At 53.9% G+C, this 12,686-nt stretch carries 6 protein-coding genes and 1 pseudogene; 6 read left to right on the top strand and 1 reads right to left on the bottom strand.

Features of this window, described 5'->3' with window-relative positions:
* The 5 genes from BGIM_RS65925 to BGIM_RS57835 all read left to right on the top strand — a co-directional run.
* On the top strand, positions 1-3,487 hold a 3,487-nt coding region (locus BGIM_RS65925), incomplete at its 5' end, for an RHS repeat-associated core domain-containing protein (protein WP_193789001.1).
* Positions 3,487-4,353, top strand: coding sequence for an SMI1/KNR4 family protein (locus BGIM_RS0119415; RefSeq protein ID WP_020471393.1), 867 nt, complete (start codon positions 3,487-3,489; stop codon positions 4,351-4,353). The genes BGIM_RS65925 and BGIM_RS0119415, both read left to right, overlap by 1 nt.
* Positions 4,354-4,435: 82 nt before the next feature.
* Positions 4,436-5,143, top strand: coding sequence for a DUF6882 domain-containing protein (locus tag BGIM_RS57840; protein WP_020471392.1), 708 nt, complete (start codon positions 4,436-4,438; stop codon positions 5,141-5,143).
* Positions 5,144-6,759: 1,616 nt separating this feature from the next.
* On the top strand, positions 6,760-7,872 hold the full coding sequence (locus tag BGIM_RS0119395; protein WP_020471390.1) for a DegT/DnrJ/EryC1/StrS family aminotransferase: 1,113 nt from the start codon (positions 6,760-6,762) through the stop codon (positions 7,870-7,872).
* A gap of 757 nt (positions 7,873-8,629) precedes the next feature.
* Entirely contained in the window at positions 8,630-10,696 is a 2,067-nt protein-coding gene (locus BGIM_RS57835) for a GNAT family N-acetyltransferase (RefSeq protein WP_020471389.1), read from the top strand.
* A 15-nt stretch (positions 10,697-10,711) separates the two neighbouring features.
* Here the strand turns inward: BGIM_RS57835 and BGIM_RS63080 are convergent, their stop codons facing one another.
* Complete coding sequence (locus BGIM_RS63080; RefSeq protein WP_020471388.1) at positions 10,712-11,035, bottom strand: hypothetical protein; 324 nt, start codon at positions 11,033-11,035, stop codon at positions 10,712-10,714.
* Between the two features lie 282 nt (positions 11,036-11,317).
* On the opposite strand from BGIM_RS63080, the pseudogene BGIM_RS60455 reads away from it, so the two are divergent.
* Positions 11,318-12,550, top strand: a pseudogene (locus BGIM_RS60455) (ISL3 family transposase).
* Positions 12,551-12,686 lie beyond the last annotated feature (136 nt).

Raw genomic sequence — 12,686 nt, 5'->3', positions numbered from 1 at the left:
GCTGGCCGCCGAGCGACGGACCGGGTCGCAGCCGGTGACGACCGCCTTCGGCTACGACCCCGCGGGCAACCGCTCGGTCCTGGCCGACGGGGCGTCGCGGACGACCTATCAATATGACCCGGCCAACGAACTGACCCTCGAGCAGACGGGGACGGCGAGGACGACCTACCAGTACGACCCGAACGGCAACCGCGTCCGCAAGGAGGCGCCGGCGGCCCTCACCGTATATTCCTGGGATCCGCGCAACCGGCCCCAAGCCATCGAGCCCGTGGCCGGACGCGTCACCTACGGTTATGACGCCCTTGACCGGCGGGTGAAAAAGGAGTCATCAGGAGCAACGACGCAATACCTGCACGACTTCGAGCGACTGCTGCGCGAGGACGACGGAACGGACAACCGGGAGTACACCTGGACCGACGGCGGCTACGGTGATTTGGTGAGCGCGTTTGACGGGGATTCCAAATACTATGAGGCCGACGCCCTGGGCTCGACGGAGGCGCTGCTGGACGACTCGGGTTCGGTGAGCGACCGCTACGCCTATCTGGCCTTCGGGCTGGGGACGCAGACGGCCGGGACCGACCCTCAACCGCACACCTTCGTCGGCAAGCAGGGGTATCTCAAGGACACCGAGACGGACCTTTACTGGGTGCGGCGCCGGGCCTACGACCCGCTGACGGGCCGGTGGGTCTCGGAGGACCGCTCCGGATACAAGGGGGGCGACCTGAACCTCTACCGCTACTGCTTCAACGACCCGGTGAACCAGAAGGACCCGAGCGGGGACAGCATTTACGTTCCCGAGGCGGACGTGCTCCGTTGCGAGAACAACCAGGGAAATCATTCGGGCGTCACCGACCGCCTGCGCGACCAGTTCTTCATCGCCTTCGGGCCGTTGACATCCAACGATTACGAGAACGAATGGACCTCGCGCGAGTCCAAGTCGATCCGCCTGAACAGCACGGGCAAAATCAACGAAAGAATCTACTACGCCGCCGACCCGTTGCTGCGCGACCTGCCGCCGGTCATCTGGCTCAAGATCCGGGCGGGCGAGGGTTCGGGTTGCATCCCCGGCTACGCGGCCCAGTTGCAGGCCCAGATCACCCAGCCGAAACTCCTCCAGGAACCCAGCTCGTCGGCGGCGGCCGCCACGGCCTCGGTTCCGGGGGGGCCGTGCCTGGTCTGGAGCGACAACTTCCCCAGCCCGCCGTTTTTGATCTGGCTCGATAGCTTCATCAGCGACGTCCTGCAGGCCTCCGAGGTGGTCGCCGAGAAACTGGTGCAGGCGGGGCTGGACTCCATCCTGTCCCTGCTGGGGATCAACCCGGGGGACCTCATCAAGATGGTTGATGAATTCCTCGGCGGCACCTTCGCCGCCGCGGAAAAGCTGATCTCCAACCCGAGCGAGTTTGCCGGGGCGATCAAGACCGGGGTGGTCGGCGCCTTCAATCAATTCGTCGGGGGGCTGCCCGGCAGCGGCATCCAGATCCTACTCAAATGGCTCTTCCAGGGCACCGGGGTGAACACCGACAAGCTGAAAATTCCGACGCCCCCGGACGATCCGGTGGCTTGGGGCCAGATGCTGCTGGGGGCCGCGGGCTTTGACACGACGTCGCTGAAGGACGGGTTGAACAAACTGATCGGCGAGGACACGGACCCGGACAAACTGACCATCGACACAGTGCTGAAGACGGAAATCACGGACGGCGTGACGGTGCAGACGCTGCTGGACAACCCAAGCCAGTTGTACGACGCGTTCATGGCGGCGGCGGAGAACTTCAACTACGCGGGCTTCCTGACGGGGGTCGCGCAGCAGTTCCTGACCAACGCGCTACAGGCGGCGGCGAAGGGGATCGCGGAGCGGGTGGTGACGTGGCTGGCGAGCCTGACGGGGGTGGGTTCGTTCAAGCTGGTGGTGGATTTCGCCCTGGGGCTGTGGAACAAGATCCAGCCGGTTCTGACGCGAGTGAAGGATATCATCCTGGCCATCGGAGCGGGGTTGCAGGCGGCGGCGAGCTTGGACGCGGGCAAGGTGACGACGGCGGTTCTGGGGGCGTTGTCGGGCTACCTCCAGAACCTGCTCGATTTACTGGAGGCGGTCGTGGGTCTGACCACCCTGATCAACGGGCTGCGATCAGTGGTAAAGGGGGCGATCGACCTGGTCAAGGGTCTGATCCAGAAGATCATCGCCTGGCTCTTCGGCAAGTGCAAGAAGTGCAAGAAGACGATGATGCCCAAGCCGGGCACGACGCCCGCGCCACAACCGCCGTCGAAGACCGGGGGCGGCAAGACGGGAGGCGGCGGGAAACCGAAGCTCTCCCAGTGCTTCTCGGGCGGGGTTCTCCTGGAACTGGCCTCGGGGCGGGTGTTGATGCCGGAAGGGAGGATGGGTCGGCGGGTGACGACCTGGCGTCCCGGCGAGGCGGGGTTCGAGGCGGCCCGGGAAGTCCCGGACACGCCGGTCGATCCGGCGACGTGGCGGGCCTTCTGGATGGCCCAAGAGGACGACGAGGGACATCGGTCCGAGGTGGGATTGCTGCGGCCGCTGTCGTGGCTGGCCGAACGGGGGGCGGCGAAGACCGGGGACCGGGTGATATTGGACATGCCGGAGATGAGTGCCGAGGGGGTGTTCCAGTTGATGGCCGTCGAGCCGTGCCCGGCGATCGAACCTGGACCGGGCCGGGTCATCACCGGCGAGTTCCGCTTCACCCGGGGACGGGTCTGGCATCTGCTCGTGTCCGGGGAGAAGGAGCCCATCGGCGTGACCGATCAGCACCCGTTCTGGAGTGCCGACCGGGGAATGTTCGTGCCCTTGAACAAGCTGGCGGCCGGCGAACGGGTCGCCATCGAAGGCGGCGAGGCGGTGGCACTGGGCTTCGTGGAAGCCGGCGAGGAGCCGGTCTACAATATCGAGGTCGATGGCGACCACTGCTACCGCGTCGGACAGCAGGGCGTGCTGGTGCATAACGTCTCTGATACATGCAGCATTTTCAGCGAGAAAGAGTTTGGCGGGAGTTATTGCTCGTCCGGCCCCAACAGCCCTCGGTATGTCCCTGGGCCTGGTGGACGCACTCAGCGTGTTGAAGCCAGAGTTTGCAGCTTGACTGGAGATGATCGCGTGACGCTGCCTGATCCGCGTTGTTGGATCGGACCTGGTGTCAACATGCGAGGGGCAACCCGTGTGGCGAGGTGTCATCTCTTGGGGCATGAATTTGGCGGAGAAAATACCGAGAGGAATTTAGTCGCGTGTTGCCAACGCGATAACCGCCTGATGTATGATAATGCCGAAGGACCAACAGCCAAATTGATTACGGGTGGAGAATGCGCTGATATTCAAGTCACAGTCACATACAGAGGAAATAGTGCAAATGCATGCGTGAGGCAAATCAAGTACCTTGCGAAAGTACGTGACTCGGCGAAAAACTGTCAAACCATTCAATATACCGTTGAAGTCCCTGGAACTTTGGGTGACTGTCCAATTCAAGGTGAATAATGAGCGAAAAATATAAGATATCAACCATTGATGGCCGAGATTACGTATCCATTAATGATGCCAAGAAGCTATTGGGTTTGTCATCAGCCAAAGAACTACGATCACTTGGCAGTGCCACAATTTCGATAGGCAAGGCAAAGCCACTTTGGAGCCTAAGCTGGCTTATTGAGCAAGCGAGGAGTCGATCAATTTTACCTGAAATGCAGCCCGATTTGGAGTGGATCGAATCATACGAGCAAAAAATCTCCGATTCTGAGGCGAACAAGAATACAAAAGCAGTTATTTCTAATCGCTCAACTTCGACAAGAGGATCTGCGACATCGGCCCGTCTCAAAGAACTTTTGAGGATGATGCCTCCTCCCGAAGAGATTCCCTGCCGGAACATCGACTGGGGTTCCGTAGAGGAGGTGATCGGCATCCAATATCCTCAAAGCTTCAAAGACTTCATAGCAGCATATGGTGCTTTGCAATGGTTCGATTGGTTGCAGCCCCTAGTTCCTTTCGAAAACAAGTCACCGAAGCAATTTCGTGAGTTCCTGAGTCATGTATTTGACGAGAGCTTCAGATCTCAAGTCAAGGACAAAAATGGAGACATCATAGCAACTCCAAAATTCGGCACTCCCGGTGGGTTTCTCCCATTTATGACGGGGAGTGATGGCGAAACATACGCATGGATAACCGATGGTCCACCCGAAGACTGGAATGTTATTTGCGTTCTCAATCGCAAAGCAACTGTTCTTCCGGCAATTTCTATTGTCGAAATGCTTGTAAGTTGGCTTAAAGGCGAGCCGGCAATGGAATCAATTTGGGGTAGTGTTGACGAATTCCGCAAGCATTCGGCTAGTCGTCTTTCGATGTTGAGTTGATTGATATATTTGTTCGCCAAGTTGTTATGTCGAATATTAAAATATTGCGAATACGTTGGCATTAGGCTCAACAATACTGAAGATGAAAAAACAAATAACAGACCAACTGCAACTCAACATTACCAATTTATACTGCTGCCAAGCCGCGATTTCACTCGCCAATCAAATGTTTTTGGCTATCTTGGCACGTGCTTCGAACTGGCGTTTTGATTTTGCGTCTGGACAGCTTTCCTTCGACAATCAGTACCGCTGGCACTCACAGGTTCTCGGGACAGAATCTTTCGAAAGTAACACATGGCTCTGGGCTTGGGCGAACGAAGCCAGCAACATCCCGGCATCCCTAGTTGGCTCGGCCCATGTGATGCGAATGCTTGGCGAGGTCCAAGGCTTTCCTGAACTGACCGAACCCGAAGTCTCCCTGGACCGGATCGACGGCCACACCATCGCCATGATCGCCAGCAGCGTCTGCCAGGCGAACGCATACTATCGCTGCCCATACGAAGGCGGGGCATTGTACGTCCTCATCATGGACGATAATTTTCCGAAAGACCCGACACCGCCGCTGGCCCGCTTGGCCACCGTTTTTCCGCAAGCCATTTCATCGCTCGACATCCCCGATCACAGATTGGCCCTGACAGGCTATTTGGACTATCACGGCTTGGCCTACGAACAGATTGGAGACAGGGTCGTCGCCAAGGAAAACGGTGAGCCAGCTTTGACGGCCACGTTCGATCATTTGAACCGGCTGACGAACTTGGAGGCCACCATCAAGCCCCGTTCAGAAACCTGAGCAGGAGAGCGAACGATCAAAGCCTGCCCCGCTTTGCTTGCCCCGACCTTTGTTCGTTCGCTCGCTTGGCCCGCGCCCGTAGAGGCAAGTTTCAAGTTCGGGTCGGGTCAGCGAACGAACGAGCAATGTCATCGCTATCCCGAGTCTTTGTTCGTTCGCTCGAATGCACGCAGCGACCGAACAGGTCATACCCAAGCCGATGCCCCGGCGCATGCCTTTGTTCGTTCGCTCGCTTTGCCCGTTGGTCAGAATATGTGCTACGTCAAGGTCAGTGCCAGACCATACCAGGTCGTCGCAAGGCGTAGTTGGAGCAAGGCGACGCATCGACTGGTGGCGGGCGGGGGAGTGGTTGAAGCCTACGTCGTTCTCGGTGCCAAGTTCCGCTCAAGCCCAGCACAGCAATTGCCAAGCCGCAGCGAGGCCACAGGCAGGGCAACGGCATCAGCAAAGCACAGCGTCAGTTTGGCCCGGCCTCGCGGCATTGCAAGAAGTTTAACCACCCCCCCGCCCCCGCCCCGCTGTGCAGACCGGCCAAGCCGATGCCTTGCTGAAGCTCTGCGATGCCAAGCTGAAGCACTGCTGAAACCCTGCCATGCCAAGCTGGTGCCTTGTTGTTGCTCTGTTGATGCCAAAGCGATGCTCTGCCGAGCAAAAGCAGCAGCAAGCACAGCCACGGCTTTGCGATGGCTTCGACTGTCACGCCAGCCGGGTTAATAGCCGACGAAGGCAATGGCGAGGCCCGGCTATTGCCTTCTCAATCCCTGTGCTTCGTTCCCGCCGAGCGAAGCGTGCGAACGAACAAAGCCCTTTCTGGGTTGCTCCTCTTCAGTCGAGGCAGTGCGAACGAACGAACAAAGCCTTGCCGTTATCCTGACGATCACATTCCTCGCCCAGATTTGCCAAAGAGGGGCAAGCGAACGAACAAAGTCATTGCTTGTGCCTCGCCAGAAGCATCCTGTTCGAGCGAATGAACAAAGCTTTTCTTGGAAGGCATCAAGCATGTATCGCATGCGAGCGAACGAACAAAGTCAGGTCCCGCAAGGAGATGCTGCTGATCAACAGGCCGGAATGGGAAGTCGCCAGCGAACTGCTTCCATTCCAGCAGATTATCGGTTAAAATTCACATTAAACTTGGCAAGACTAGAAAGGCGAAGACAATGAGCCGACTCGTGGAGTCCCCTTGACCAAGCGTCCATGCGTCTGTGATCGATTCGTGCCCGCGGAACCGCTGATTGCCGGCCGCGACTGTAAATCCTGCTGGTTGTGGAACAACAATTTCAAGGATTCTGCAGTTGCGACCGCCGTCCGTCCCGCCCCAACCGTCCCGGAGCAACCCTCCCGACCCGCCTTCCCGCCGGGCCCGTTGCCGCTTTGCGAACACCTCGGGCGGGGATATGTGAGGAATATCGGGGGCCAAAGGCGGGCTGGCACCAACTCTGAAAGAATTCACGCGGATCCAAAAGGCCGGTTGGGATCTTCGCGGACGTGTGTCTGGAAACTAATTAATATTGATTTTTTGAAAATTGCGACAGAGTTATGACAGTATCATTTAAAAGCTAGATTTGAATATGCAAAACGTCATAAGTGACCAATGGTTGCAAGCTGGAAAAAAATGCATGACTATTCCATTGCTAAAAGTATTTATGTCAAATGAGGCGCCTGAAGCAGCCGCTCAAGTGCTTACAAGTGGATATATTGGTCAGGGACCGATGGTTGAAGAATTTGAGACGCTACTGAGATCACATTTCACAAGCGATTACGTTGCAACAGTAAATTCCGGAACATCAGCCTTGCATTTAGCGCTTCGGCTGATTGCGGACATGCCAGGGGATGAGGTGCTGACAACACCGCTCACTTGCACCGCGACAAACTGGCCGATTTTGGCAAACAACATGAGGATAAAATGGGTTGATGTCGATCCGCAATCATGTAACATGGACATTGAAGACCTTAGAAAAAAAATATCTCATCGCACAAAAGCAGTCATGGTGGTCCACTGGGGCGGCCAGCCAATTGATCTGGATTTGCTACGCAAAACAGTTTTAGAATTTAGCAATCCAAACCAACCGATACCAGTAATCGAAGACTGCGCACATGCTTTCGGCAGTTACTACAAAGGCCGTCCGGTGGGCTCTCACGGAAATTATGCCTGCTTCAGTTTTCAAGCCATCAAGCTGGTCACCACAGTCGATGGAGGCGCGATTATCACTCCGACAATGGAAACTTACAAGCGAGCGAAATTGTTGCGATGGTACGGGATTGATCGAGAAGTCCCTCTTTTGGACATGAGGTGCGAACTGGATGTGCCGGAGTGGGGATACAAATTTCACATGAATGATGTGGCTGCGGCTATTGGAAAATGCAATGTCAAACACTGGCGGCGTCTGGCCGCAATTCAATACGAAAACTCTGGCTACTATGATGAGGTTCTTGTGAATGTTCCGGGGCTGACATTGTTGTCGAGAAATCCCGATTATAAATCATCTTGCTGGCTTTACACACTGCGCGCCAAAAATCGCGACGGTCTTATGCGCCGCTTGCGAGAAAACGGAATCATGTCCAGTCGAGTGCATGAGCGAAATGACAAGCATACCTGTGTCCGGCAATTCCAGGAATATTTGCCGCAATTAGACGCACTTGTTTCAGACATGCTGTGTATTCCGGTAGGATGGTGGGTTACACATGAAGACAGAGAATTAATTGCCCGTACCATCATGCAAGGATGGTGAGCTTCAAGCCTGCCCGAAAAGGCCGTCTGTCGGCTATTTATTCCTTGTAACGAGGGGTTCTTGGGACTCTATGGGTAAATATCATCAAGCCAAATTTCCTTGTCAGGTTCGGAATCAACGAGGCAAGAACGCTCAGTTTCACGGATGTTTGTTGTTTTGCTAAGCACTAAAAAATAATGTTTAAAAAAAGCGAGGCTCTAAACTTGGTTTGCTGGGAGTTCGTCATTGCTTCCGGATATTCCAAATACACATAAGGCCATCAAGGCAAAGCAACCCAATATCAGCTTTTTCATTACAAACATCATTGTTTGATTTGTAATTTTTTTTGGAAAAGCTATTGCGCCATAAATTTGATGCTCGCACAAGTCAATATGCCAAAAAATATTAATAAACATCATAAGTCACAAACAACAATGGATGATTGGAAACAACGAGACAAAAGCTCAGCATTCGCACAAATGCTGGCCATAATTTCGGAGTACCCATAAGTTATTTTATCATGCAAAGAAGTCCGAGTTATTTTATAATGAATATTCGATATGCAGAAAAACTTGCTTGCAGCCAACATTTCACGATGTGTCCGCTGCGCTGGCGCAGGTTTGCAATCCTTGCGACCATCCAGCCATCAACCCGTTTCGCCTCGCAGCATTTTGCTGCAATTGCCCTTGGATAACCGCTTTCCGGATCCATCGTCAGGCTGAATTCAGGTTATCCTCCGCAAAGTATTTTGATTTAATCCGTTTAATGGAGTGTCAAGATGTTTGAGCAATACGGACTGAGACTTAGAAAGATGGACCGAGGTGATTTGGCTGACCTGCTAGAATTGAAAAATGAAAGCTGGCGGTACCGTCATCAAACACCGATTGTTAACATGGAAGATCAGGTTCGATGGTATGAATCATTAAGACAGAATGACATTGTTCTGATTGCAATGAGCGGCGACAAATCCATAGGTGTCTTCAAGATCTTCGGAATAGACTGGCCCAGTCGTGTCGCCGATGTGGGCTGGGACGTGTTCGCCAAACATCGGGGGCAGGGGCTGGGAAAATTACTTGTTAAAACCGGCGTTGATTTTTGCATACAGATTTTGAATTTAAGGCGGTTGGATTGTGAAATTCTTGAGGATAATATTCGATCAATTCGTTGCGGCGAAGCTGCCGGATTTGTCGAGGAGGGACGCAAAAGATCGCGAATAATGCGTGAGGGAAGGGCAATTGACAGTATCGTGTTTGGCTTCCTGATTTCCAGGAGAACCCCTTCTCCAAGAGTCAATTATGTAATCGCCACTTGGAGCGGAGAAAGACGAGATCACACTCCAGAATCGGCTGTGTATATCGAGACACATATAAAGAGCCTTCAATCGCTGGCGCATTCCTTGACTCAAGTGACTGTGGTCATCCCCCACAACCCAGAAGAACCATTCAAATTCTCGGCGATCATTGAGTCATTGCCAAAATCAATCGGTTCTGCTCAAGTTCAAGTGCTGAGGCGGTCAAATTCCGGCTTGTCATATGGGAGCTATTCCGACGCATACGGCAGATTTCGCCGGGCATTTGATTATTATATTTTTATTGAAGACGACTATATGTTTGCCGTTGACGATTTTGACCGTCATCTAATCAGCATGTTTGATGCAAAAAGCAATTGTGGTTTGTTGTGCGGACTCGTTTCACCGATTGATGGTTTGGATCACGGAGCGATATCAAATGGAATCACGACCAGCCGAGTCCTTGAGGATCTCTGGTCCCGTTACGGGCAGATTCCCCACGCCGCCGCGGAGCCAGAGTATAGTTCGGCACATCAAATCGAATTCACACGATCATTCATGCACAATGGCCGCCAGTTGTGCGATGTGACGGATAAATTCCACGTTGAATTTAACGATATGGGAGTGTGGAAAATTTATGGAGATTCAAATCTTCCTCGTCTAATGAAACCAATTCACAAGCTGTCCGGGCCCAAGCCGCTCACTGTTTTGATATTGCTTTTATACCACGAACGCCCCCTGATGGTCCGCAATGCCCTGCTCAGCGTTCTGCGTGCCAGCCGACGATTTCCCTGTTGGGAACTCGCATTTATTGATGATCGCAGTTCTCATGCTGGCGAGCCCGTCGCAAGAGATATCCTCAAGGATCATCTTGGACAAGTCAGGTTTATAAATATCCCCCAAGATGGCGAACCAGTCAGTTCCGTTGGAAAATACATGAACAAGGCAATTGTTGATTCGTCAGCAGACATAGCCTTTATATTATGCGACGACGACGAACTCCATCCGGACTATCTGTTTAACATTAGCAATTACTTTGAAACCCATCCTGAAGAATCGAGCTGCTATAGCCTTGTTCATTTATACAATCCTGCCTGGGAGAGCTCGGAGCACGTGGATAATATTACTGGCCCTTTGAATTCTCATCGTTCAAAAATTAACGCTTCATGCCAAGTCGACGCCTCCCAAGTTGCCTGGAGAACCAGTGTAAACAAGCGATTGGACGCTTGGTTTGATTATCCTCGCACATCATGTTTGGATGCGGGATTTTTTCAATTGCTGGCCGAAAAAACAGGAGGAACGTCATTTTCCGGGTTTGTTGCACAATATAAAGGCATTCATTCAGGCCAGCTTACATATGGACCTGAAGCTGCTTTGGCCAAGAGGATTGACGTCCCGCACGTTCGAATTTCCACGCCAATTAGCAAAGTGACGGAATTAATAACACATTATCGTGATATAGACAAAAAAGATGCTGTTGAGAAAATTATGAAAATCGCTCTTGAGGTTTTCCCCGAAAATATTGCCCAAGCCTTAAGGGGCATGGGCAATATTTAACAGTGCATCGCGGCATTATAATAGACATCTGTGCCGTCGTTTCTTGTTCGCTTTGGCGGCGGCCGCGTTGTGGCGCTGGTGATAGCGGATTAGGTTGCTCGCATGCCGGAGTTCCGGGATGACCCACCGCCGACGGAACAGGGCCGCACAGCGGTGATTCAGCGTGAAGCAGGCTTGCCCGCCGTCAGTTTCTGGTTCTCCCGCCCCCCGCAGTCGCTCTGTGTGGAAGGCGACGAAGCCCAGGACAAAAGGCACCAGCGTCAGGTGCCGGAGCAGCCCGACATAGTCCCGTCCCTCAAAGTCCAGCAACCCGGCTTCCTGCTTGTCAAGCCGGTACAAATTCTCGATGGTCCATTCATAAAGTCCTCCAAGAGAGAGTAGGGTTTGGGATGTTATTAAGAGCGTTCGGAAACAATGAAGCAAAACCCTTGGTTTTCACGGATGTTCGTCATTGTTTCCGGTGGCTCTTAGGTTTTGCATTCTTCTTCCGATCATGCCTGAGGACTCATGGCAGTCAAAGAGACGATAGTTTGGGATGTTATTTCGGTCTCATCCGGGAAGAGCGTACCCGGGGGGTTGACGACAAGGAGGAGCATGCTGTTTCATGAAGGGTAACCACGCTTGTTTCAGGAAGCCGGCATCTCCTCCACGCTACTGTATCGCGCCTTGGGTGTTCGTGACTACCAAGGCGTTTGCACCGTTTCTGTCGAGGGCGTTCTCACCCTTCATCTGAGGCGGGATTCCGCCCGCGACCGCTGTTCCGCCTGCCAGTCTGCCAACGTCATCCGTCACGGAGCCGTGGAACGCACCGTCCGAACCCTGCCCGTCGGCGGCAACCCCGTCGATCTGTGCCTGCCCGTTCCCCGCCTTGCCTGCCGGGATTGCGGGCTCGTCCGGCAGACGGCGATTCGCTTCGCCATACCCTTTTTGCGGTTTACCCACGCCCTGGTACGGTATGCCCTCGACCTGCTCGGCCACATGACCATCATGGCCGTCGCCGTCCATTTGAATGTCGGCTGGTACAGCGTCAAGGAACTCTTCAAACGACGTCTCCAAGCCCGCTTCGGCCGGCCGAAATTAAAACGCCTCGAACGTATCGCCATCGACGAAATCTCCATCGAGCACGGCCATCGTTACCTGACCGTCGTCCTTGACCTTGACACGGGGGCGGTCGTCTTCATCGGCCGGGGCAAGGGAGCCAACGCCCTCGATCCCTTCTGGAAATGTCTCGAGGCCGCCCATGCGAAGATTCAAGCGGTCGCCACCGACATGTCCCCGGCGTACATCTTTGCTGTCCGGGAGAACCTCCCCAAGGCCATCTATGTCTTCGATCATTTCCACGTCGTGAAACTCTTCAACCAACGCCTTTCTGATTTTCGCCGTGAACTCCAACGCGAGGCGGAGGGGCCGCTCGGCAAGAAGCTGCTCAAAGGCACGCGCTGGCTGATTCTCAAGAACCCCGAGAACCTGGACGAGTCCAAGGGGGAACGCGCCCGGTTGAAGGAAGACCAGCGGATCAACCATTCGCTGGCGACCGCTTAATACATGAAGGAGGAATTCCGTCACTTCTGGGAACAGGACACCCTGAAAGACGCCACGCGGTTTCTAGACGATTGGTGTCTGCGGGCCAAGGTGTCCAAGCTGTCGGTGTTGCAGAAGATAGCCAGTTCTTTCCAGATGCACCGGACCGGCCTGCCGAACTTACCATCGCTGCCCGATTTCGAACGGCCCCTTGGAAGGCGTGAACAACAAGATCAAACCTTGCAACGACAAGCCTACGGCTACCGTGACTTGGAATTCTTCCACCTTCGCATTTACTCAATCCATCGTGCCAAACACGAACTTGTCGGATAAAATTAATTCATGTCAAGTGCAGCTGAGCGATTGAGGATCTTGAATATTTGCAGATTTGAAATCTATATTAATAAATGGTTTACGTCAAAAATACCAAATTAACGGATCAGGCACGCTGGCTTCCGCGAGCGCACCT

Source organism: Zavarzinella formosa DSM 19928 (assembly GCF_000255705.1).
Lineage (GTDB): Bacteria > Planctomycetota > Planctomycetia > Gemmatales > Gemmataceae > Zavarzinella > Zavarzinella formosa.
Note: the sequence above shows the minus strand (reverse complement) of the source record. Positions and strands in the feature narration are given on the sequence as shown.